Genomic DNA, 24,253 nt, shown 5'->3' on the forward strand with positions numbered 1-24,253 from the left:
GCTGGGTATTTCACCAAGCGCATGCGGGAAGCACGGACACACACTATGGCAGCTAAATATATTTATCGTAAAAAAATCCCGCTACTGGCAACTGGCGCGTTGTGTATCTTACAGCCTTTATTCAGTAGCAGTATCGTCGCAGCGCAACAGTATGACTGTAAAGTTGGCGCTGACGGTGGCTGGGAGTGCAACACGCTAGACAGTGTTGCAGCACAACCACCACGTCCGGAACGAATCGGCCGTGACGGCAGCACAACTGCTGCTGTTAGCACTACTGCAAGTGGTAAGGCATCATCTGCAGCGCAACAGCCCACAGCAGTGAGCGACAGCCGTGGCAAAGGCTTAGTCAGCCGCAGTGAGGACTTTAGTCACCTTGACTGGGTGCCGCGTGAACAGTTGACTGAAGAGCAGCTGGCTGAAGTAGGCCCCTATTGTGGCGGCACCTATGTTGAGCCTCTGCGCCCAGGCATGAATGATACAACTGGCTTTAGTGATGCGCCTTTATATATCAACGCCGGCGCCTCACGTTATGAGCAAACCACAGAAACAGCCACGCTGGCCGGTAACGTCATTATCCGCCAAGCCAGCATGCAAGCTGAAGCAGACGAAGCTAACCTGTACCAGCAAGATAATCTTGGTGAGCTCAAAGGCAATGTGCGAATCCGCGACCGCAACTCGCTACTGGTCGGTGACCGTGCCGAATTGCAACTCGATAGCGGTGAAGCACAAGTTGATAATGCTGAATACGTTATGCATACCGGCAAAGTCCGTGGTAATGCACGATATATTAAGCGTCAAGAAGATGCGATTATCCGCCTCAAAGACGGGACCTATACCAGCTGCGAACCCGGCAGCAATGCTTGGCATCTAAAAGGCAATAACGTCACACTAAACCCTAATACGGGTTTCGGTAGCGCAACCAATGTCACCTTGCGCGTGAAAAACATACCGGTTTTTTATACGCCATATATAAGCTTCCCAATCGACGACCGTCGTCAGTCTGGTTTTTTAACGCCGAGCATCAGTTATAGCAATAACAATGGTTTGGATTTAACCACACCCTATTATTTCAACCTTGCACCTAACTTTGATGCGACGCTCTACCCCAACTATATGAGCAAACGCGGCTTGCTCACCGAGGGCGAATTTCGTTACTTAGGCAAAAAGAGCGAAAGCCGTATTGGTGGTGCTTGGCTTAGCGACAGTGAAGATGAGCGCAAACTGCAATCGGAATACGAGAAAGACCGCTGGATGTATACCGTACAGCATGAGCACGGCTTTAATTCACGCTTGTTGGCATCGCTGGATTACACTGACATCAGCGATCCGTACTACTTTCAAGACTTGCGTAGCAATGTGATTACCGGTTCTGAGGGCACCTTAGACCAGAAAGCGGGTTTGACCTGGCGCGGAGATAGTTACACCGCTGCTTTTGGCGTGCATGCCTATGAAATGGCGAATATCACCGACATAACCCCTTATGATCGTCTGCCGCAATTCTCTCTCAACGGTGCTCTGCCGTACCAGCCTGCTGGCTTGCAAATGAGCTACCAAACTGAGTGGACACGCTTTGATCGTTCGCTGAGGAAAAAAGGCCAAACAGATTCTTTAAATAAGCCGCTAAAATCAGGTAATTACAGCGATAAAGACGGTATCTATACTTTTTGGAATGACGCTTTATTACAAGGTTTAGACCGTGCCAACGGTGATCGTCTGCACATTGAACCCGCTGTCAGCTTACCAATGAACTGGAGCTGGGGCTTTGTCAAACCTGCACTTAAGTATGCGTACACACGCTACGATCTGAGCTTAGATAGCCAAGGCAAGGAATACTTCCAAAGCAACAACAAAAAGTTCAACAGCAGCCCAGACCGCAGCGTCCCGATCTACAGCGTCGACAGCGGCCTGTACTTTGATCGCAACAGTCAGTGGTTTGGTAAAACCTACCGTCAGACCTTAGAGCCACGTTTGTTCTATCTGTATGTGCCTCACGAAGACCAATCTGACTTGCCACTGTTTGATAGCGGTGAGATTCAATTCAGCTACGCCAGTCTATTCCGCGATAACCGCTTCAGTGGCCGTGACCGCATTGGTGATACCAATCAAATATCACTGGGTCTAACCAACCGCTGGTTAGAAAGCAACGGCTTTGAGCGTCAGCGCATCAGTGTCGGCCAAGCGTTTTACTTTGCTGATCGCAAAGTTTTACTGTCGGGCAAAGACTACAAAGAGGTTAGAGCGAACACCACTTCACGCTCGCCTTATGCCTCTGAGTATATGCTGCGCTTTAACCGCGACTGGCGTGTCAATGCTGACTTAATGTGGGATCCAGATACGCACCACACCCGCTCTGGTAGCGTTATGTTCCATTACCAGTCGCAAGAAGACTTAAACAAAATCTTCAACTTTGGTTACCGTTACCGCAATGATGGCAATCACTACAACTACTCGACCGGTCGCTGGGAAACAGGCAGCGCTGACTACACTGACGCCAGTGGCACAGTCTACAAAGACTTCTACAAAATTGAGCAAACCGACACCTCAATTATGTGGCCGTTGATTCCGCAGTGGAACGTTATTGCGCGCTGGCAGTATGACTATAACCGCAACAGTACGCTGGAAGCCTTCGGCGGCTTCGAATACGACAGCTGCTGCTGGAAACTGCGCTTAATCAATCGCTATTGGGTTGACTACGATGAGCGCTCCATGTCGCCACAAGACAACCGTAAAGGTGACCACGGGGTCTTCCTACAGGTCGTCCTCAAAGGACTGGGTGGTGTAACCGGTAATAAAGTAGAGACATTCCTCGATGAAGGCATTCAAGGCTACCGTGAGCGTGAAGACAATGCTTATTAAACCCCTATCCGCACTGATGCTGGCCAGTAGCTTACTGGTCGGCACGGCAAGCGCAACCGTGCAGCAATTAGACCGTGTAGCAGCTATCGTTGATAACGATGTTGTCATGTACAGTCAATATCAAACACGCCTGAAAGAAGTGCAGCAAACCATTAGCAAGCGCGGAGTTGAAATTCCGCCTGAAGATGTTCTGCGTCAGCAAGTTATGGAACGGTTGATTATTGACACCATTCAATTACAAATGGCTGAACGCTCAGGCATTCGCATCAGCGATGAAGAGCTGAGCGCTTCGATGGCGACGATCGCCGAGCGTAATGGTTTAACCCAGCAAGAGTTTGAACAAGCTTTAGCGGCAGATGGTTTAAGCCTAGAAGATGCACAAGAGCAAATCCGTCAAGAAATGACCATCAGCCGTGTTCGCCAATACCGTGTTGCTGAGCGCATTCAAGTCACCGATCAAGAAGTACAAAACTTCTTGGCGTCAGACTTAGGAAAAATGCAACTGGCTGAAGAGTATCAATTAGCTAATATTTTGATACCTGTGCCTGACGGCGCAAGCAGTGAAGAGCTGGCTAAAGCACAACGCGATGTAGAAAGCGTGGTTCAACAGCTTGAGCAAGGCGGCGATTTTGCTCAATTAGCAATACGTTATTCAGCCAGTGAAAATGCACTGGAAGGTGGCGAGATGGGCTGGCGTAAAGCAGCACAATTACCACCGCCGTTTGACCGCTTGCTGTCCTCCATGAGCATTGGCCAAGTCACCCAGCCAACCCGTACCGCAGGTGGCATTATTATGCTTAAGTTGCTGGATAAACGCGGTGGTGATGTGGTGTATCGTGATGAAACCCACGCTCGCCATATTTTGCTAAAACCAAGTGAAATTCGTAGTCCAGAAGCCACACAAACATTGGCAACGCGTTTGTATGAGCGATTGCGCAATGGCGAAGACTTTGCAGAACTTGCCAAACAGTTCTCTGAAGACCCAGGCTCTGCTCTAAACGGTGGCGATTTAAACTGGATCGACCCCAATTCGTTAGTCCCTGCTTTCCGTGAGGTCATGGCGCGCACTGCAATTGGTGAGCTGTCCAAACCGTTTGAAAGCCAATTTGGTTGGCACGTCCTGCAAGTCATTGATCGCCGCAGCACAGACAGCAGTGAGCAGATGCGTGAACAACAAGCCATCAATTTGCTGCGCAACCGTAAATATGATGAAGAACTACAAACATGGTTACGCCAGATTCGTGACGAAGCCTATGTGGAGATTAAAGACATATGACTTTGCGTTTTGCTTTAACGCCCGGAGAACCGGCGGGTATTGGTCCTGACTTATGCTTGATGTTAGCCCATGAAGTACAGCCCTACCCTGTGATTGCTATCACCAGCCGCACGCTACTAACAGAGCGTGCGGCTCTACTGGGCTTACAAGTGCAGTTGATTGATGTGCAGCCCGGCGCATGGCCAGATAAGCCAGCAGCAGCAGACAGCTTGTATGTGTGGGACACACCATTGTACGAGCCTGTAGTCGCTGGGCAACTCAATCAAGCCAATACCCAGCACGTTTTAGAAACGCTAACACGCGCTGGGCAAGGCTGCCTAGACGGCGTTTTTAGTGCAATGATCACAGCCCCTGTACACAAGGGCATCATTAACGACGCTGGCGTACCCTTCTCTGGACACACAGAGTTTCTGCAAGAGCTGACACAAGCACCACATGTGGTGATGATGCTCGCCACTCACGGCCTGCGGGTTGCTCTAGTTACCACGCATTTACCCTTGCGTGATGTGGCCGACGCCGTGACCAGTGAACGTGTAGAAACCATTACCCGCATCTTGCATGCAGACTTACAGCACAAGTTTGCAATCAAAAAACCAAGAATACTGGTCTGTGGGCTTAACCCTCACGCGGGTGAAGATGGTCACTTAGGCCGTGAAGAGCTGGATATTATTCAACCAACACTGGATCGCTTACGCGCTGAAGGCATGGATTTGGTTGGCCCGCTACCGGCCGACACCTTGTTTACACCGCAAAACCTTAAACAATGTGATGCTGTGTTAGCGATGTACCACGATCAAGGCTTGCCTGTGCTTAAACACCGTGGCTTTGGCTCAGCGGTCAACATTACCTTAGGCATGCCGATTATTCGCACCTCAGTGGATCATGGCACAGCACTGGATCTGGCGGGAACCGGTGAAATTGATACGGGAAGCTTACATATCGCTCTAGAAACAGCCTATCAAATGGCTGCGAGCAAACAGGCTTAATTGAAGCTAAACAGCGCCACAGCCTGCAACAGGAAGGCGCTGTTATTCATTATCTTACTCAGGCGCTCGTAAACGGTACTGCTCAGGCACTTGATCAATTCCCTTGATTGTCACATCTAGATTTTTCCACAAACCATCTTTAATGCCATATACGCAGCCATAAATCGATAGTTTTTGGCCGCGATGCCACGCGTTTTGTACAATTGAGGTATGACTGATATTGGCGACTTGCGCAATAGCATTGAGTTCGCACAAGCGGTCAATACGTTCCTCTTCTGTTGCCAGTGTGGCAAGCTCTTCTCGATGTGCATAATGCAAATCTCGAATAGTGCGCAACCAGCCATCAGTTAAGCCCACTTGCTTATCTTGCATGGCAGCACGTACACCGCCACAACCATAATGGCCGGTAACCAAAATATGTTTTACTTTCAACACATCAACTGCGTATTGAATAACCGATAAACAGTTTAGGTCGGTGTGCAAAACCACATTGGCAATATTACGATGCACAAATAAATCGCCAGGTAACATACCAACAATCTCATTGGCAGGCACACGCGCATCTGAACAGCCAATCCATAAGTACTCTGGTGTCTGCTGCTTAGCAAGCTTCTCAAAAAAGCTCGGATCATCTTTTTTGAGTGACTCAGCCCAGCGCACATTATTATCAAACAGCTCTTGTAACTCAGGCATAAATTCCTCTGTTATATCCTGTGACTTAAGCACACAACGCGAGTTTGACAGGCTTTAAAGCGCTGCAGTCACACTTTTATCAATATTAAGCATCAGCAAATAAAGCACAGGCCATCACTAAAGCATCTTCGTGCCCGTTTAGCGCAGGGTAATAATCACGACGACGGCCTATTTCGTTAAAACCAAAGCGTTCATACAAACGATAAGCCGCCGTGTTCGATGCGCGCAGCTCTAAAAAGCATTCAACACAGCCACGCGCACTGGCACGCTGCATAAGATGCTCTAGAAGCTGCAAACCTAAGCCCTTACCTTGCTGCTCAACGGCAATGGCAATATTAAGCAGGTGCGCCTCATCAACAATTTGACTGATCACGCCATGCCCCACATGCTGCTTGCCTGCAAACATCATCCAGCACTCATAACTGCTTAGCGCATCGACATACAGTTTGCGCGTCCATGGATGAGAAAATGCGTTTTGCTCCAAAGCGACAACACGATCTAAATCATCCGCCTGCATCCGGCGAAACTCTAGGTTAGGCACCATCTTGCACCTGCCACAGTGAAGCCTGCGCGCGCATGCTGTGCCAAATTTCACGTTTGATTAACGGCTGTTCCAACACGCGCTCTAAACTGGGCAAGCTCCAAAGTTGCACAGCATCAATAAAAGGTTGCATCGCGTAGAGCTGTGCATTGTCATCCGCACTGCCGAAACGCACTGCATTGGGCCCAATCAACCAAACACAAACGGCAGGCGCTTGCTGCAATTCAAAACTCAACAAGTCCCGTACACAAGCACGTGCTGCAACCGCATTTTGCTCATGCATAAGGTTTCCAGAGTGCAGCATCGGCCAAGTAATAGGAACAGCTTGGCGCATTATGCTGGGCTTATCCGTGAGGCCTGCAGCACGCAGCATATCTTTAAGTAACTGGTAATCAGGGTCGCGGCTTTGGAAGGCTTCACCGGTGGGTAAATCCACCAAAACAAGGCAGTTATCAGCGCGCAATAGTTGTAACGCAAAACGCGGAATCGGCTCAGCTTGCACAGCAATGGGCTCGATAACAGCTGGTGTGATTTCTGCTGCTGCAGTTTTTGGCGCTATCGCTGCTGGCGGTTGCGCAGCCTGCAATGAAGCCAGTTTGTCCCGCACCGATACATACTCTTGGGGACGCGCACCTGCTGCAGGTGCGCTCGTCTCTGTCGCAGGCGATGCCACATTAGCAAGCGGGGGCTTGCTAGCGGCAGCAGGTACCACAACTGCAGCATCCTCAGCGTGCCATTGCAATAAATAGTCACGTGACGGTGCAGCATGGTGCAGTTGCTGGCGAGGCAGCCACACATCCAGTTGCATCGCCTGCAACATGGCCTGGCGGCGTACCTCTTGTTCATGCATCAAACTCATCTCGCTGGTCACACACCATCAACCTGCGGGTGTGCTCTCGCCGTACCCATATGCATCAGATTCAGAGCATTGAGATAGGCTTTAGCCGAAGCGATGACAATATCAGTATCGGCGCCATTGCCATTGACCATACGGCCACCGCGCTCCAAGCGCACAGTCACTTCACCTTGCGAATCAGTGCCTTCAGTAATGGCATTGACTGAGTACAACAATAAGGTTGCGCCCGACTGCGCCACTTTCTCAATGGCTTTAAAGGTGGCATCAACAGGTCCAGAACCTTGGTCATCAGTGGCCACTTCTTTGCCATCAATGCTTAAAACTAGATGTGCATGCGGCACTTCACCGGTTTTACTCGCCACTTCTAAGCTGACTAATTTATAAAACTCTGGCGTGTCTTGGCTTAAAGTTTCTGAGACCAACGCCTGCAAGTCTTCATCAAAAATTTCACTTTTCTTATCAGCCAAGTCTTTAAAGCGGGCAAAGGCAGCATTGAGTTCAGTCTCGTTAGCCATCTCAATACCCAGCTCAACTAAGCGGCTACGAAATGCGCTACGTCCTGAGAGTTTCCCCAAGACCATGCGATTGGTGTGCCAGCCGACATCTTGCGCCGACATGATTTCATAGGTCTCACGGTGTTTAAGCACGCCGTCTTGGTGAATACCTGACTCATGCGCAAAGGCATTGGCACCGACAATGGCTTTGTTCGGCTGCACAGGGAAGCCGGTAATACCGGAAACCATACGCGACACGCTTAAAATATGCGGGGTATCAATATTGGTGTGTACGCCTAACAGGTCATGACGGGTTTTAATCGCCATCACAATTTCTTCCAGCGCGGCATTACCAGCACGCTCACCGAGGCCGTTAATGGTGCACTCAACTTGACGTGCGCCCGCCACCACAGCCGCCAAGGAGTTGGCCACAGCCAAGCCTAAGTCATTGTGGCAATGCACAGAGAAAATAGCTTTATCGGCGTTCGGTACACGATTGATCAACTGACTGATCAGCTCAGCATACTCATGCGGAATGGCATAACCGACGGTGTCCGGGATATTAATGGTGCGCGCACCGGCATCAATCGCGGCCTCAACAATGCGGCATAAGAAATCAATTTCAGAACGGCCAGCATCTTCACAGGAAAACTCAACATCAGCGCACAAGTTGCGTGCTTTTTTAACGGCACGCACCGCTTGTTCAACCACTTGGTCGGGCTGCATACGCAGTTTGTGCTGCATATGAATCGGGCTGGTTGCAATAAAGGTATGAATACGACCTGAGTTTGCGCCGGCCAAGGCTTCAGCAGCACGCTCAATATCACCATCCAAGGCACGTGACAAACTGCATACCGTGCTGTCTTTGATGGTGTCAGCAATGGCTTTTACCGCCTCAAAATCACCTGGACTGGCAATGGCAAAACCTGCTTCAATGACATCAACACGCATCCGCTCAAGCGCTTTGGCAATGCGTAGTTTTTCTTCTTTGGTCATTGACGCGCCTGGGCTTTGCTCGCCATCACGTAAAGTGGTATCAAAAATAATAACGCGATCACTGCTAGTCATTGTCTTCTCCTAAAAGCTGCCGCACAGTCAAGGGCAGTACATTTCTAGATCCTTATGCAGTTTTATCTGTGCACAAAGACATTTTATAAAATTATTGATAACAGACTAATACTGAGCACCGTCCAGGTCTAGCCACAATTCGTAGTACAGCCCTTAACCCTTGCACAGCGCAAGCACATGCTTATTGATGCCCTGTTAACTGCGCCTGAATGATATCTAACAACCTCTGCAGTGCACCCTGATTGCGCTCCAATACCACTTGGCCAGCACGGCACATCTGCTGTGCTCGCTCGCTATTTGCCCACAAACGAGAAACCGCCTGCGCAAGTTGTTGGCTATTGGCCACCTCTTGTATACCTTTAGCGGCCAGCAGCTGCTGTGCAATCTCTAAAAAATTAAAATAATGTGGGCCGATTAAAGTGGGTTTAGCTAAAGCAACTGGCTCAAGCATATTGTGCCCACCATGCTTAATTAAGCTGCCTCCAACGAAAGCCACATCAGCCAGCGCATAGAGAAATAACAACTCACCCATGGTATCGCCAAGCAGCACCTGATGCGCTGCGCTAACCGGTGCGTGCGTAGAACGCCGCTGCACTTGCATGCCCTGCTGTATACATAAGGCATGCACCGACTCAAAACGCTCAGGGTGACGTGGTACTAAAATTAATAAGGCCTTAGGAAACAGCCCGAGCAATTGTTTGTGCGCAGCTAAAATCTGTGCATCTTCACCCTCATGGGTGCTGGCAGCTATCCAGATATGGCGGCGGTCGGCTTGCCACTGCTCACGTAACGCCTGCGCTTGCTTAGGCAAATCCTCAGCAATTTGCAGATCATATTTAATTGAGCCCGTCACTGTTACCGTTTCAGGCCTCGCACCTAAATCAACAAAACGCTGCGCTTCCACTTGACTCTGCACCGCAAACGCACTGATCTGCTTAAGCATGGGTGCGACTAACTTAGGAAAACGTGCATAGCCCCGCGCTGAACGCGCAGATAAGCGGCCATTAGCCAACACCACAGGAATATTTAAACGCGCACATTGCTGAATATGATTGGGCCACAACTCGGTTTCCATCACTATCGCCAAGCGTGGCTGCAAGCGTTTAAAAAACCGTCTAGATGCCAGCGGTAAATCGTAAGGCAAATAACAATGCTGTACGCTATCGCCAAACATGCTCTGAATACGTTCAGATCCGGTCGGGGTCATACAGGTCACGGTAATTGGCAGATCCGGATACTGCTGCTGTAAGGCTTTAACCACGGGTGCAGCAGCAATGCTTTCGCCAACCGATACCGCATGCAGCCAAATACCACCTTGCTGAAACTGCGGTAGAGTCAATGCAAAACGCTCACCAATACGTTTAGCATAGGCCGGTGCTTTTCTAGAACGCAGCCACAAGCGCACGGCAATCACCGGCACGGCAAGGTACAGCAGCAAGGTATATAGAGTTCTATTCATAGCAGCAAAGTTTAGCAAAGGCGCAGCGATAATACTGCGCTCAGTTATACTGCTCACTTATTTTTTGCGAGAGGCTCTTATGTCACTCACCTTAAACACAGATATTGCCATTATTGGCGGCGGCATCGCCGGCCTTTGGTTGAATGCTCAATTGCGCCAGCGTGGCTTTAATACGTTACTCATTGAGCAAAACAGCCTTGGTGGTGCACAAACAGTTCAGTCGCAAGGCATCATTCATGGCGGCGCAAAATACGCGCTGCATGGCGCACTGACCGGCTCCTCTGAAGCCATTGCTGAGATGCCCGAGCGCTGGCGCAAGGCACTGCAGGGTGAAGGTGAATTGGATTTGCGCGGCGTACGTTTATTATCCGATGCACACTATCTTTGGTCACCGGGTTCAATTGCCGGCAACCTCACCAGTTTCTTTGCCAGCAAAGCCATGCGTGGCCGTGTTGACCAAGTCAAAGGCCAACAGCTCCCTGAAGCATTGCAACATAAAGACTTTAAAGGCCGCGTCTATCGCTTATCTGAGCTCGTCCTCGATGTGCCAAGCCTCGTACGACGTTTGACTGAATTGGCCGGTGATAGCTTGTTGCACGCGCAAACTATCACCCCGCGTTATGAGAACCAGCAGTTAGTCGGTATAGCCGCCGATGACTTTAATATCACTGCCCAGCGCGTGGTGTTGTGTGCCGGCAGCGGTAACCAAGCACTGTTGCAAGCTTTTGCACTGAGCAAACCTGAGCAACAGCTGCGCCCCTTGCATATGGTGCTCGCCAAAGGCCCTGCACTACTGCCTTTATATGCACACTGCCTCGGTGGCGGTAGCAAACCGCGGGTGACCATTACCACCCACCCTGGCGCTGACGGCCAGTGGGTCTGGTACTTGGGCGGTAATCTGGCCGAAACCGATGGTGTGGCGCGCTCAGAAGCACAACAAATTCAAGCAGCACAAGCCGAAGTCGCACAACTGCTACCCTGGATTGCGCAAGAGAGCACGCAATGGGCTACTTTGCGTGTGGACCGTGCCGAACCGGTACAATCTGGACTGGTACGCCCCGACAATGCCTTTGTCACTGAACAAGGCGCATTGCTGGTGGGCTGGCCAACTAAATTAGCCTTGGCCCCTGACTTTAGCGATCGCGTCCTTAAGCTCCTCGATCGCGACGGCATGCAACCCAGTGCAGCACAAAGCTACCCTGATTTGCCCCGCCCTGCGGTGGCACAACCTGTTTGGGAGACTCTATTTAATGACCCTGCATGACTTTCATCGTCCCCTTGGCAGCACTGGCTTTAATGTTTCACCGCTGGGCTTAGGCACGGTAAAACTGGGACGTGACCAAGGTGTCAAATACCCCAATGACTTTACCATTCCTGATGACCAACAAGCTTTAGCCTTAATCAATCAAGCCCGCGAACTAGGAATTAACCTCTTGGATACCGCGCCAGCCTATGGCATCAGCGAAGAGCGCTTGGGTCATTTACTGCAAGGGCAACGTCAGGAATGGGTAATCGTCAGTAAAGTCGGTGAGGAATTTGTCGATGGCAAATCCGCTTTTGATTTTTCTGCCGCACATACGCGCTTTTCCGTGGACCGCAGTCTGCAACGCCTGCGTACTGATCATATTGAACTGGTGCTGGTGCATTCCAATGGCGACGACCTCGCTATTTTGCAGCATGAAGAGGTCTACGCCACGCTAGCCGCGCTTAAGCAAGAAGGTAAAATTGGCGGCTTTGGTTTTTCTGGAAAAACTGCAGAGGGTGGCATTCTGGCACTTGAGCAAGGTGATTGCGCGATGGTCACCTACAACCTCAATGAACGTGCTGAGCTGCCAGTGATTGATTATGCCGCGCAGCACAATAAAGGAATTCTGATTAAGAAAGCCTTAGCCAGCGGCCATATGTGTTTAGCTGAAGGCATTGACCCGGTGCAGGCCAGCTTTGCGATGATTTTTGCGCACCCTGCAGTGGCCAGCGCCATTGTGGGTACAATCAACCCGAAACATCTACAGGCCAACGCTGAATGCGTGGCTAAGATTCTCAACACACAACGCTAAAAGCAAGCCGCTGCGCAAGCCTTACACAGGTAGCGCAGCAGCTCTACATAACGTTTATTTACTACGTATTTTTTCAACTATTGCGGTGGTTGAACTGTTTTCCACTAAACCTAACACCCGTACCTCACCGCCATAGGCGTACACCAGCTCAGCACCAACCACTTGTTCAACACCGTAATCACCACCTTTGACCAAGATATCCGGCTTAAGCAAGGTAATCAGGTTTTCGGGCGTGTCCTCACTAAAGCTCACCACCCAATCCACTGCCCCTAAACCGGCGAGCACAGCCATACGACGATCTACCGAGTTAATTGGCCGCCCCGGACCTTTAAGGCGCGTCACCGAGGCATCACCATTGACCGCCACAATTAAGCGGTCGCCCTGCTCACGGGCCTGCTCTAAATAACTGACATGCCCTGCGTGTAAAATATCAAAACAGCCATTAGTAAAAACCACTCGCTCACCCTGTGCGCGGGCATCTTCAACGGCTGCTTTGAGCTGCTGCAGACTCAACACGCCACGTTCCGCACCCTCTTCACGCTGTATCGCACGGCGTAACTCAGGCGCACTGATGGTTGCAGTCCCCAGCTTAGCAACGACAATACCCGCAGCTAAATTAGCCAAGGTCATCGCCTGCGGCAGGCTCTCACCCGCAGCTAAAACAGCTGCCATAGTTGAAATCACCGTATCGCCAGCACCGGTCACATCAAACACCTCACGCGCACGCGCCGGTAAATGTAGCGCTGGCACACCATGACGCAATAAGGTCATGCCTTGCTCACCACGGGTAATCAGTAGTGCTTCCAGCTCCAGCTCTTGCAGCATGATTGCACCGCGCTGCATCAGCTGTGCTTCATCTGTGCAATGGCCCACCACCGCTTCAAATTCAGCTAAATTTGGCGTAAGTAAAGTCGCGCCACGGTAAATAGAAAAATCTGTGCCTTTGGGATCAGCTAGTACCGCCACACCGCGCTGCTTGGCCGCTGCTAACAGCGCCTGATGATTAAGCAAAGAGCCTTTGCCATAATCAGATAAAACCATGACTTTAACGCTATCGAGAACAGACTCAACCTCTGCTAACAATGCATCGGCATCGGTATTAAAGCTGTCTTCAAAATCCATGCGCAGTAATTGCTGCTGACGGCTCATGGCACGCAATTTAACAATAGTGGGCTGGCCAACAATGCGCTGAAAGTGCGTCTGCACACCCACCGAATGTAACTGTTCAGTCAGTGCATCAGCGGCTTCATCAGCGCCGGTGACACCAATCAATCGTACTGGCGCGCCTAATGCTGCGATATTTAAAGCCACGTTGGCAGCGCCGCCCGGTCGGTCTTCGGTGCGTGTCACCTTAATCACCGGTACCGGCGCTTCAGGAGAGATACGTGTGGTGCTGCCGTACCAATAGCGGTCCAACATGACATCACCCACCACCAACACAGGGGCTTGGGCAAACGCGGGTAATGCTGACTTCATAATACCTTCAACCTTAGAAAATTTTTGCCAATCATAACATGCCGCATCTTCAGCGAGCTTGTGCAAAAACAATCAGGCGCGATGAGCTGCGAGATGGCGGCGCACAGAAAGCCAAACACATAATAGAGCTCGCTGATCTGTCGCGCAGCACACACCGACACAAATCACGCGCAGCGGTATTTACTGAGTGCATTAGACAATCAGCGCCACAGCCAACGGCATTAACACTGCCGTTAACACGCCCATCATACTCATGGCTAACGCAGCAAAAGCACCTGCTTCTTCGCTTTCTTGCAACGCCCGTGCAGTACCAACAGCGTGAGCAATAATCCCAACGCCATGCCCTGCGCCGCTGGATTCGTAATGCGAAAGACACGCAACACCTCAATCCCTAACATGGCCCCCAAAACCCCGGTAATCATAACGAAAACCGCCGCCAGCGAGGCAGCGCCACCAATCTCTTCCGCAACAAGCATAGCAATTGGTGTGGTCACGGATTTTGGCGCAATGGTTTTTAAGATCAATGCTTCGGCGCCAAACAGCCAAGCCAATGCCACGCCTAAAATGGTGGCAAATAAACCACCAACAAACAGAGTGATCAGCGTTGGCCACAAGACCTGGCGAACACGGCGCATATTCATATATAAAGGCACGGCCAAGGCAACAGTCGCAGGGCCTAACATCACCGTTAGTAGTTGCGCACCTTCTTTGTACACAGCGTAGTCAATATCCAACAGCAACAAAGTTGCAATCAAGATAATCATAGACATCAAAACCGGCTGCAAAAGCATCCAGCGGGTTTTTTCATAGGCTGCCAGCGCCAACTGATACACCCCAAGGGTTAAACCAAAAGCAAATAGCGGGTGATGTACCACTGCATCAAAGGCAGCATGCCAGTCCAGATTCATAATTTATCCTTAGTGCGCGCCTGTCGCCCAATCAGCACTTGCATCAGCCAGCCAACAAAAACCATGGAAACCAATAAGGAAATCAGTAAAGCACCAATAATTGCCCAAAGATCTGCCTGGATGTCGGCCATATGCACAATCACACCAACTGCCGGCGGAACCAATAGCAAAGGTAAGTAACGCAATAAGCTCGCTGCTGCTTCATTAAGCGGCTCATTGACACTGCCGCGCACAACTAAAAATGCAAACAGCAGTACTAAACCAATAATGGGGCCCGGTAAAACTGGAAAAAAAAGCACGTTAAGTGCTGTTCCCGCTAGCTGAAAAGCTACCAGCCAGCTCAGTCCACGTAACAACATGGCTATCTCCTATTATTTTTATTAAGCAGCAGCATGCAGTATAGGTACAAATAAATCCATACGACGCTTAGGCCTGTGCGCGTTAGCAGCCAATACATTACATTAATTTGCTATGGCGCTAACGTGTAGCTCTTTTTTTAATCAACAAAAAACCCGCTTTAAGCGGGTTTTTTGTACGAAGAAGAACAATCAATTACTTGATTTTGCCTTCTTTGTAAATCACGTGCTTGCGGATAACTGGATCAAATTTTTTGATTTCCAGCTTATCAGGCGTTGTACGCTTGTTTTTATCTGTCGTGTAAAAGTGACCTGTACCAGCACTTGACACTAAACGGATTAAATCACGCATGGTGTTCTCCTTAAACTTTTAGGCCACGAGCGCGTAGCTCGCTCAGCACTGTGTCGATTCCGCGCTTATCAATCACGCGCATGCCTTTTGCAGATAAACGCAAACGTACAAAACGGTTTTCGGATTCAACCCAAAAACGGTGATGCTGCAAGTTTGGCAGGAAACGGCGACGGGTTTTGTTGTTGGCATGGGAAATTTTATTCCCTGTAACCGGACCCTTACCGGTTACTTGACAAACTCTTGACATATCTCAGCCCTCTAAACCACATGCTCAACCCAGCATGGGTTGGCTGCTTTAAAACGTAATTGGATTCGTAGGTGATTAAAAACATGATGGTTTTATAACCCGCATATTATTACCCAGACTTCGCTAAGGAACAACAGTAACGCAAAATAATAGTGCGAAACCTGTTCTCTTAGAATCGAGCCGTGCTTTATAGCAGAAAGCGACCAGCAGTTCAACTTTCGCTTCAGTTTTCTTCATGCCACGGTCTTGGAAAGCCTCCTCACATCCAGCCATTTTCAACCATTGATAACGGCTCACCATCTCCCACAATAAAATGATCTAAGACGCGCACATCAACCAACGCTAACGCTTCTTTTAAACGCTCAGTTAAAACTTTATCGGCTTGGCTTGGCTCAGAAACACCACTGGGGTGGTTGTGGGTCAGAATCAAAGCCGCGGCATTATTGGCTAAGGCACGTTTCACCACCTGCCTCGGATAAACACTGGCGCCATCAATGGTGCCGTAAAACAGCACTTCAAACGCCAACACACGGTGCTTGGTATCAAGAAACAAACAGGCAAAGACCTCATGCAACTCATGGCGCAACTTGGCTTTGAGAAAATCACGCACCGCTTGCGGACTTTCTAACGCCGAATCACGCTGAATGCTAGCAGCCAAATGCCGGCGCCCCATTTCCAGCACAGCTTGCAACTGTGAGTATTTTGCCGGCCCAAGCCCAAGGTGCTGGGTAAAACTATCCTGATCAGCTTCTAATATTTGCCGTAAACCACCAAAAGCCGTTAACAAATCACGCGCCAACTCAACAGCATTGCGGCCTTGAATACCGGTGCGCAAAAAAATTGCTAACAACTCAGCATCTGACAAAACCTCAACACCGTACTCCAGTAAGCGCTCACGCGGTCTCTCATTGATCGGCCAACTTTGCATACTCATAGACGAACTCCTTATCATCCAATACATGGCCAACACATTCAGCGCATCTACACTGATTTAATCCTTATGGATCAGCCACTGCCGCTCTATCAGCGGCTATGTTATCTTAGTAAAGATTTCATATTTAGCCACATTCTCTTTTTATAAATACAACTCCAGACAACAGGCAGACCCATGCAAAGGTTGTTTCAAAAACGCATTATTGTTGGCATTGGTGGCGGCATCGCTGCTTATAAAAGCGCAGAACTGGTGCGCCGTTTGCGCGATTTAGGTGCTGATGTACATGTTGTCATGACCCGCAGTGCTCGTGAATTTATTACGCCACTGACATTACAAGCGTTATCCGGCAACCCTGTGCACCTCGACTTACTGGACCCAAGCGCTGAAGCTGCGATGGGGCATATTGAGCTCGCACGCTGGGCTGATTTAGTATTGATTGCCCCCTGTACTGCTGATTTGATGGCGCGCTTAGTACAAGGCGCAGCCAATGACCTTCTGACCACGCTAGTGCTGGCCACTGACGCACCCATAGCCTTGGCACCGGCCATGAATCAAGCCATGTGGCGCGACAGTGCAACCCAAGCTAATGCAGCAATCCTCAGTCAGCGTGGCTTTAAACTGCTCGGCCCTAGCGCCGGCGTACAGGCCTGCGGTGATATTGGCTTAGGTCGCATGCTTGAACCTGAGCTGTTAGCACAAAATGCCGCTGACTTATTCAGCCATCAAGCGCTAAACGGCAAGCACGTCCTGATCACAGCCGGCCCAACCCGTGAAGATATTGATCCTGTACGCTATATCACCAACCATAGCTCAGGAAAAATGGGGTTTAGCCTTGCTGAGGCAGCAGCCGAAGCTGGCGCACGCGTCACCCTTGTTTGTGGTCCAGTACATTTGCCAACCCCTGACCGGGTAGAGCGTATCGACGTAAATAGCGCTCGCGACATGCTGGCCGCCTGTGAAGCTGCCATGCCCTGCGACATATTAATTGCAGCTGCTGCTGTGGCTGACTATCGCCCAGAAAGCAGCGCTGAGCACAAACTGAAAAAAGACCCAAACAGTGCCGACGGCATGACTTTAAAGCTGATTCGTAATCCAGATATCTTAGCAACGCTAGCCAAGCGCAGCGATCGCCCCTTCAGCGTTGGTTTTGCCGCAGAAACACAAAATTTATTAGAAAACGCAGCAAGCAAACTGCGTGATAAGAATTTGGACTTAATCGTTGCCAATGACGTTGCCAATAGCGCCATTGGTTTTAACAGCGATGATAACGCCATCACTGTCATTGACCGCCAACAACAGCAAACATCATTCGCGCAGACCAGCAAAGGCAAAATTGCGCGTCAGCTGATTTCTTTTATTGCCTCTCATATGCACAAGGTTTAATTATGCGCCGTATCCAAACTCAAATACTCGATCCTCGCCTCGGCACTGAATTTCCAATTCCCGACTATGCAACCACCGGTTCAGCTGGCCTTGATTTACGCGCGATGATCCCCCATCCAGTCGATATTGAGCCCGGACAGACGCTGCTGATCCCGACTGGACTGGCCATTTACATCGAAGACACCGGCGTTGCCGCGATGATTCTGCCACGTTCAGGGTTGGGGCATAAGCACGGTATTGTGCTGGGTAATTTAGTCGGCCTGATTGACTCTGACTACCAAGGCCAACTACAAGTATCCTGCTGGAATCGCGGCGACAGCGCCTATACCATTACCCCAGGCGATCGTATTGCCCAGCTGGTTTTAGTGCCCATCATCCAAGCGCAACTGGATATCACTGATAGTTTTACCCAAAGCGAGCGTGCCGATGGTGGCTTTGGTCACACAGGTCAGCAATAACACAGCATACATTCTGCAGGGTAACCTGTGGCAGGAGGCTCAATGTCACTGTTCAAACGCAAAAAGAATAATCAACAGACTGTCGAACTGCCTGACGATATTGATAACAATAAAAAACAAAACATTGGCTACATGGCCCCCAGCCTTATTCTCGCGCTTATCGGCGTAGTGATTGCAAGCGCAGTAATCTGGCTCAACCAATCAGCACAACAGCAACAGCAGTCTGAAGAGCTAATGGCCACATGGGGCTCAGCTTATGCAGCAGCGGTCAATCAGCACCTCACTTTTATCCAAACGGACACAAAAAGTGCTGCTAGCAACCCAAGTCTTGCGCAAACACTGCAAGACAACAATCCCAGCGCTAAGCGTAATATCGAACGCAGCCTTGTGCACCGTTCTAATGCTGTTGACGCTTTTCTTAATCCGCTGGGACAAACCATACAAGACCATAATCGCAACGCACCCATTAATTTTGCTGCGCTAGATTTGCTCAAGCGTGCTGAGAACGGTCCTCAACCTTGGCCTGAAGCACTGCTAATTGAACAGCGCTGGCTGCTGTACAGTGCAGCGAAACTGGCAGGCACTCAGACACCAGGCAGCCTGTTGATGACCTATGACTTGACCGGCCTGCTCAGCGGATTACCCGCCTTTGCTAACAGACAACTGCATGTGGCATTGCAGCAGCAGTTTCCGAACTCACCAGCGCAAATACTGTACAGCTCCGGCCAGCAACCCAGCGATGCCATCACCCAAACTTTTAGCACCAAGCATCCTAATTGGTCGGTGATTATTAGCAGCCCAGCTCCGGCTCTGTACGCTTCATCCAGTCAATCTGCACTTTTAATAGCATTAGCCGTTGCCGTGTTATCTTTCTTAGCCGCTTTATACTTGATGCACAGTACCCTGCAGCGCCAACTTAAAGCTGATAGTTTAGTTTTATACAAAACCATCCAAGACTGGGCACAAGGCAAAAGCCTTAAGCCCCATAACTTCAACCTGATAGTACTCAGTCAGGTAATTAGTAAATTGATGCAAAACACACAATTACTGTCTCCGGCACAGTCAAAAAAGAGCAAAACCTCTACACGGCATAGCCCAGCAGCTGATAACGCGTTACCAGAACAGAGCGATAGCAGCTTTGATGACTCTCTCTTTCAAGCATTGGACACTGATATTTTGGATATAGACATACTCGATGAAGATGTATTTGGTTTAGGCCAAGCTGACAGCGCGGCACAAACTGTTACCGCAGCGCAAGACGTGCCGAGCAGTATTTTCCGCGCCTACGATATTCGCGGAATTATCGGCAGCACACTCACCACTGACACAGCGTACTGGATTGGACGGGCTGTCGGTTCAGAAAGCCTAGCCAAAGGCGAATCTAATGTTGTGGTGGGCCGTGACGGCCGTTTATCTGGTCCCGATATGGCACAAGCGCTGATTCAAGGCTTACTGGACTGCGGCTGTCATGTCACAGACCTCGGCATGGTGCCAACGCCGGTACTTTACTTTGCCACCCACATGCTTGAAGCCAGCTCTGGCGTTATGGTCACTGGCAGCCATAACCCACCAGACTACAATGGCTTTAAGATTGTGATCGCTGGCGACACGCTCGCCAATGAACGTATTACCGCGCTGCATACACGCATCATCAATAACGATTTAAGCAGCGGCACAGGTAGCGCTGAGAGTGTAGAGATACTGCAAACCTACCTTGAATACATTCGCGACGATATTGCTTTAGCTAAGCCCATGCGCGTTGTTGTTGATTGTGGCAACGGGGTTGGCGGCGTGATTGGCCCGCAGCTATTAGAAGCCCTAGGTTGCACAGTGATTCCGCTGTACTGCGATGTCGACGGCACCTTCCCCAACCATCACCCAGATCCTGGCAAGCCAGAGAACTTGCAAGAACTGATCGCTCGCGTTAAAGAAGAAGACGCTGATCTGGGTATAGCCTTCGATGGTGATGCTGACCGTTTAGGTGTAGTGACCAATACGGGGCGCATTATCTATCCCGATCACCTGATGATGCTCTTTGCTAAAGACATTGTGTCGCGCAATCCCGGCGCCGATATTATCTTCGACGTAAAATGCACACGCCGTTTATCAGCCTTAATTAGCGGCTATGGTGGTCGTCCAATTATGTGGAAAACCGGTCACTCACTGATTAAAGCTAAAATGAAAGAAACCGGTGCCTTGCTTGCTGGAGAAATGAGCGGGCATATTTTCTTTAAGGAGCGCTGGTTCGGCTTTGATGATGGGATGTATAGCGCAGCACGCTTGTTAGAAATTCTAAGTTTAGATACGCGCAGTGCTGATCGCGTCTTTGCCGCATTCCCAGTCAACTTATCAACACCGGAAATAAACATTGAAGTCACTGAGGAATCAAAGTTTCAAATCATTGAGCGCTTGCAACGTGAGGGCCAATGGGGTGATGCCAGTCTAACCACTCTGGATGGCGTGCGTGCAGACTTTCCTAAAAGCTGGGGGCTGGTGCGTGCATCCAATACCACGCCGATGCTGGTCCTACGTTTTGAGGGTGAGACGGAAAATGATCTAGAGCAGATTAAAGTGCTGTTTCGTGAGCAATTACTGGCGATTGTGCCTGATCTCGATTTACCTTTTTAATAAACTGGAGCCTGTTGAAGATGATCTCAAATCGCGCTGACGCTGCACATGTCGCCGAGGTACTCTCCGAAGCATTACCTTATATTCGCCGTTTTGTTGGTAAAACACTGGTGATCAAGTATGGCGGTAACGCCATGGAAAGCGAAAAGCTGAAAACCGGTTTTGCCCGCGATATCGTCCTGATGAAAGCCGTCGGCATTAACCCTATTGTGGTACATGGTGGCGGTCCACAAATTGCTGATCTGCTTAAACGCTTAAATATTGAAAGCCGTTTCGTTGAAGGCATGCGCGTCACTGACGGACAAACAATGGATATCGTGGAAATGGTCTTAGGTGGTCAAGTTAACAAAGATATCGTTAACTTGATTAACAGCCATGGTGGCAGTGCAATTGGTTTAACCGGTAAAGATGCACGCCTGATCCGCGCTCGCAAACTGCACGTCACCCGCCAAGATGCCGACATGCAGCAGCCGGAAATTCTCGATATTGGCCAGGTCGGCGAAGTTGCCAGCGTCAATACGGATCTGCTGGATATGCTGGTGCAAGGTGATTTTATTCCCGTGATCGCACCGATCGGGGTTGGCCCCAACGGCGAATCTTACAATATCAACGCCGACTTAGTAGCGGGTAAAGTCGCTGAGGCACTGCATGCAGAAAAGCTCATATTGTTGACTAATATTGCTGGCCTGATGGACAAAGAAGGCAATATCTTAACAGGGTTGAATACCGCGCAGGTCGATGAACTGATCGCAGACGGCACCATTTACGGCGGCATGCTGCCAAAAATTCGCTGTGCTTTAGATGCGGTACAAGGTGGGGTCAACAGCGCGCACATCATTGATGGTCGTGTACCTAACGCGGTACTGCTGGAGATATTTACTGATCATGGTGTAGGTACGTTGATTACCAACAACTGATGCGCTAGGTCTCACCCAGCACAGGCAGCTGCAACTCAAACGCCCACTTACTATTAAGCGGGCGTTTTCATTTATTCAGCGCTGGCGCTGATCATCGCGTTGTACTCATCAGTAAAGAAAAATTTCTCTTCACCAAAGGCCGGCACTAAGTCGTCAAACCAAGTCGCTGTTTCATCATATTTAGCAAAGAACGTTTTTTGTACCCAATCAGGATTACGACCCTGAATAAAGCGCAGCACAAAAACTTTTTCACCATTGAATTCCATAATACTTTGGATCTCAACTTTACCCGGACCGGCACTCATCGATGGTCCGCGAGCGGTACGTCCTAAGCCAGATACGCCCTGCATGGCTTCGCGGTAAATCTCATAAGCACGTACCAACGGCACTTCAAAATAACGTTTTGAACCCGTGTCACGTTCAACAAACATATAGTATGGAATCAGGCCTAGACGTACTTGCGTGCGCCACATGCGTACCCAAACGTCGGCATCATCATTGATATGACGCACTAAAGGTGCCTGCGTGCGAATCACCGCACCAGTGGCACGAATACGGCGAATCGCTTCACGCACAATAGGGGTTTCCATCTCACGCCAGTGGTTGAAATGCGCCATTATCGCAACATGCTTACCCGCCTTCACCAGCTTAGCAAACAGCTTAAGCAAGCCTGCGGCATCATCATCAGTGACAAAACGTTGCGGCCAGAACGTTAGTGCCTTGGTACCAATGCGTACCGTTTGCAAGTGCTCAAGCTCAGGCTGCAACAGCGGCTCAAGATAGCTTTCCATGTGGCGCGTTTTCATCACCATAGGATCACCACCGGTAATTAACAGGTCAGTGATGCTGGTATTTTGGGCTAAGTAGCGGTGCAATGACTCGGCTTCATTACTGGCAAAACGCAGCTCTTTATTGCCGACAAACTGTGCCCAACGGAAGCAAAACGTACAATAGCTGTGGCACACTTGGCCTTGGCTAGGGAAAAACAGTACCGTCTCACGGTACTTATGCTGAACACCATCCAAAACCTGTCCATCAAGCATCGGCACGTTCATTTCTTGCTGACCAGCTGGGTGCGGATTCAAACGCGCTTGAATCTCACGAGCAAGTTTGGTGATTTCAGCGCGGGGTAATTCGTCACGCAATGCTTGTGCCATCACATCATAATCACTGGGCTCAAGCATCTCACGCTGCGGGAAGGTCAGCTGAAAAATTGGATCATTAGGAATGTCGTCCCAATCAATCAGCTCATCAATCACATACTGGTTGACACGGAACGGCAACACACTGGCCACCACACGCATTTCGAAGCGCTGTTCTTCTGATAATTTTTGCAGCGGTTCAATTTTATCAAACTGACGGTCGGTATAAACTTGAAACCGCGTATTTTCAGTAAAGCCTTCATCACTTAGAGGCTTTATTTTTATTAATTGATTCATGGCTACTCTCCACTCTACGCAGGATCAGCTCAACTGAAAGCCTTACGGCTTACTCTGAACCCGCTTGTTGGGGCATCCCCTAAGGGAAGAAAGATAGCTACATATAAGTAGCAAAAAGCTACGATTAAGTACGTTAAAACGTGACCTAACCGCCATATGGGGTAGGAGGAAAACCTCCCAATATGTCGGAATTTATCCGAAAAGGGATGACCGTGTTGCTAAAAGAGGACATAGACTACGGTACTTTTGCCTGTCTCTCAATTATTAAATTTGACTCACCTCGTCCCCAGCAGTTCAATTAAACGCATTTTATCACGTTCGAATGCATGCTCAACATCTTGTTTACTTTGTAAATAGCGCGAAATTTGTTGCTGTAAGCGCTGCTGATCAATGGTGGCGTTTTTAATCTGCTCAACTAAAGCTTCTGAAACAACGCGCCCAGCACGCTCTTGACTAGCGGCCTGGCTCTGCAAATCAGCCTTCAAACTATTTGTCGATAATAAATTACCGCGGGCAATGCTAATCTGCCCCTCAATATCAGCAACCTTACGCTCCAAAGCACGATCAATATCTTCTACCCGCGTGTACAACAGCAATAACTGCCGATCAGACTTTGCTTGCTCTTTATCGGCTTGTATTTTTCTATATTCTTCTGGTGTAGGTGCGCGCGGTACCACTCGAACAACACGACCTTGCTCGCTGAGCACTTCATAACCATTACCAATCAGGTGCGCAGGCACACCCTGATGATTGATCACGGTAATGCCGCGTTCATCAATGTAGCGATAATATTCAACTGCATAAGCACTGCTGCTGAGCAATAAGCTCAGTGCAAGAAAAAAATATGCAGATCCAGATAACCGCATCAC

Annotated in this window: 21 protein-coding genes and 1 pseudogene; 9 read left to right on the forward strand and 13 right to left on the reverse strand. The window is 49.6% G+C overall.

Annotation, left to right across the window (positions count from 1 at the left end):
• Positions 1-45: 45 nt before the first annotated feature.
• From FXF61_RS12075 to pdxA, 3 genes are read left to right on the forward strand one after another with little or no spacing between them, the layout of a single operon-like run.
• Complete coding sequence (locus tag FXF61_RS12075; protein WP_151185498.1) at positions 46-2,856, forward strand: LPS-assembly protein LptD; 2,811 nt, start codon at positions 46-48, stop codon at positions 2,854-2,856.
• Positions 2,831-4,132: a peptidylprolyl isomerase gene (locus tag FXF61_RS12080; RefSeq protein ID WP_178087308.1), complete on the forward strand. Its 1,302-nt coding sequence runs from the start codon at positions 2,831-2,833 to the stop codon at positions 4,130-4,132. Before FXF61_RS12075 ends, FXF61_RS12080 begins: the two co-directional genes overlap by 26 nt.
• A complete protein-coding gene (gene pdxA, locus FXF61_RS12085) occupies positions 4,129-5,118 on the forward strand; it encodes a 4-hydroxythreonine-4-phosphate dehydrogenase PdxA (protein WP_151185500.1) in 990 nt (329 codons plus the stop codon). Before FXF61_RS12080 ends, pdxA begins: the two co-directional genes overlap by 4 nt.
• Before the next feature lie 54 nt (positions 5,119-5,172).
• Here pdxA and can read toward each other — a convergent pair whose 3' ends face one another.
• From can to waaA, 5 genes are all read right to left on the reverse strand, one after another.
• Complete coding sequence (gene can, locus FXF61_RS12090) at positions 5,173-5,811, reverse strand: carbonate dehydratase (protein ID WP_151185501.1); 639 nt, start codon at positions 5,809-5,811, stop codon at positions 5,173-5,175.
• 85 nt (positions 5,812-5,896) lie between these two features.
• Positions 5,897-6,355, reverse strand: a complete 459-nt coding sequence (rimI, locus tag FXF61_RS12095) for a ribosomal protein S18-alanine N-acetyltransferase (RefSeq protein ID WP_151185502.1) — start codon at positions 6,353-6,355, stop codon at positions 5,897-5,899.
• Entirely contained in the window at positions 6,345-7,211 is an 867-nt protein-coding gene (locus FXF61_RS12100) for an energy transducer TonB (protein WP_256663416.1), read from the reverse strand. The genes rimI and FXF61_RS12100 overlap by 11 nt, the downstream gene beginning before the upstream one ends.
• 8 nt (positions 7,212-7,219) lie before the next feature.
• Positions 7,220-8,770, reverse strand: coding sequence for a 2-isopropylmalate synthase (locus tag FXF61_RS12105; RefSeq protein ID WP_151185504.1), 1,551 nt, complete (start codon positions 8,768-8,770; stop codon positions 7,220-7,222).
• A 181-nt stretch (positions 8,771-8,951) separates the two neighbouring features.
• On the reverse strand, positions 8,952-10,229 hold the full coding sequence (waaA, locus tag FXF61_RS12110) for a lipid IV(A) 3-deoxy-D-manno-octulosonic acid transferase (RefSeq protein WP_151185505.1): 1,278 nt from the start codon (positions 10,227-10,229) through the stop codon (positions 8,952-8,954).
• A gap of 79 nt (positions 10,230-10,308) precedes the next feature.
• Between waaA and FXF61_RS12115 the strand changes: the two genes are divergently transcribed.
• Both FXF61_RS12115 and FXF61_RS12120 read left to right on the forward strand, forming a co-directional pair.
• On the forward strand, positions 10,309-11,493 hold the full coding sequence (locus FXF61_RS12115) for an FAD-dependent oxidoreductase (protein ID WP_151185506.1): 1,185 nt from the start codon (positions 10,309-10,311) through the stop codon (positions 11,491-11,493).
• A complete protein-coding gene (locus tag FXF61_RS12120) occupies positions 11,480-12,286 on the forward strand; it encodes an aldo/keto reductase (protein WP_151185507.1) in 807 nt (268 codons plus the stop codon). Before FXF61_RS12115 ends, FXF61_RS12120 begins: the two co-directional genes overlap by 14 nt.
• A gap of 54 nt (positions 12,287-12,340) precedes the next feature.
• On the opposite strand, the gene hldE is transcribed toward FXF61_RS12120, so the two are convergent.
• The 6 genes and pseudogenes from hldE to radC all read right to left on the reverse strand — a co-directional run bounded on the left by hldE (position 12,341) and on the right by radC (position 16,559).
• Positions 12,341-13,762: a bifunctional D-glycero-beta-D-manno-heptose-7-phosphate kinase/D-glycero-beta-D-manno-heptose 1-phosphate adenylyltransferase HldE gene (gene hldE, locus FXF61_RS12125; protein WP_151185508.1), complete on the reverse strand. Its 1,422-nt coding sequence runs from the start codon at positions 13,760-13,762 to the stop codon at positions 12,341-12,343.
• A gap of 192 nt (positions 13,763-13,954) precedes the next feature.
• Positions 13,955-14,670, reverse strand: a pseudogene (locus tag FXF61_RS12130) (LrgB family protein).
• The gene (locus FXF61_RS12135) at positions 14,667-15,029 is read right to left on the reverse strand and encodes a CidA/LrgA family protein (protein WP_151185509.1); all 363 of its coding nucleotides are present in this window, start codon (positions 15,027-15,029) and stop codon (positions 14,667-14,669) included. Before FXF61_RS12135 ends, FXF61_RS12130 begins: the two are co-directional and overlap by 4 nt.
• 193 nt (positions 15,030-15,222) lie before the next feature.
• Positions 15,223-15,378: a 50S ribosomal protein L33 gene (gene rpmG / locus FXF61_RS12140; RefSeq protein WP_151185510.1), complete on the reverse strand. Its 156-nt coding sequence runs from the start codon at positions 15,376-15,378 to the stop codon at positions 15,223-15,225.
• Between the two features lie 10 nt (positions 15,379-15,388).
• Positions 15,389-15,625, reverse strand: coding sequence for a 50S ribosomal protein L28 (gene rpmB, locus FXF61_RS12145; protein WP_151185511.1), 237 nt, complete (start codon positions 15,623-15,625; stop codon positions 15,389-15,391).
• Positions 15,626-15,884: 259 nt separating this feature from the next.
• Positions 15,885-16,559 (reverse strand): DNA repair protein RadC, encoded by a 675-nt coding sequence (gene radC, locus FXF61_RS12150; RefSeq protein ID WP_151185512.1) that lies wholly within the window; start codon positions 16,557-16,559, stop codon positions 15,885-15,887.
• Between the two features lie 174 nt (positions 16,560-16,733).
• Here radC and coaBC point away from each other — a divergent pair, with 174 nt between their 5' ends.
• The 4 genes from coaBC (at position 16,734) to argB (ending at position 21,945) form a co-directional block, all read left to right on the forward strand.
• Positions 16,734-17,942: a bifunctional phosphopantothenoylcysteine decarboxylase/phosphopantothenate--cysteine ligase CoaBC gene (gene coaBC / locus FXF61_RS12155; protein WP_151185513.1), complete on the forward strand. Its 1,209-nt coding sequence runs from the start codon at positions 16,734-16,736 to the stop codon at positions 17,940-17,942.
• A gap of 2 nt (positions 17,943-17,944) precedes the next feature.
• On the forward strand, positions 17,945-18,400 hold the full coding sequence (gene dut / locus FXF61_RS12160; RefSeq protein ID WP_151185514.1) for a dUTP diphosphatase: 456 nt from the start codon (positions 17,945-17,947) through the stop codon (positions 18,398-18,400).
• Positions 18,401-19,660: 1,260 nt separating this feature from the next.
• The gene (locus tag FXF61_RS15115) at positions 19,661-21,028 is read left to right on the forward strand and encodes a phosphomannomutase/phosphoglucomutase (protein WP_256663545.1); all 1,368 of its coding nucleotides are present in this window, start codon (positions 19,661-19,663) and stop codon (positions 21,026-21,028) included.
• Between the two features lie 20 nt (positions 21,029-21,048).
• On the forward strand, positions 21,049-21,945 hold the full coding sequence (gene argB / locus FXF61_RS12170) for an acetylglutamate kinase (protein WP_151185516.1): 897 nt from the start codon (positions 21,049-21,051) through the stop codon (positions 21,943-21,945).
• Between the two features lie 71 nt (positions 21,946-22,016).
• Here argB and FXF61_RS12175 read toward each other — a convergent pair whose 3' ends face one another.
• Together FXF61_RS12175 and FXF61_RS12180 are read right to left on the reverse strand one after the other, a co-directional pair.
• Positions 22,017-23,384, reverse strand: coding sequence for a KamA family radical SAM protein (locus FXF61_RS12175; RefSeq protein WP_151185517.1), 1,368 nt, complete (start codon positions 23,382-23,384; stop codon positions 22,017-22,019).
• A gap of 275 nt (positions 23,385-23,659) precedes the next feature.
• Positions 23,660-24,250, reverse strand: a complete 591-nt coding sequence (locus FXF61_RS12180) for a DUF4124 domain-containing protein (protein ID WP_151185518.1) — start codon at positions 24,248-24,250, stop codon at positions 23,660-23,662.
• Between the last annotated feature and the right edge of the window lie 3 nt (positions 24,251-24,253).

This window comes from Pseudomonas sp. C27(2019), from assembly GCF_008807395.1.
Lineage (GTDB): Bacteria > Pseudomonadota > Gammaproteobacteria > Pseudomonadales > Pseudomonadaceae > Denitrificimonas.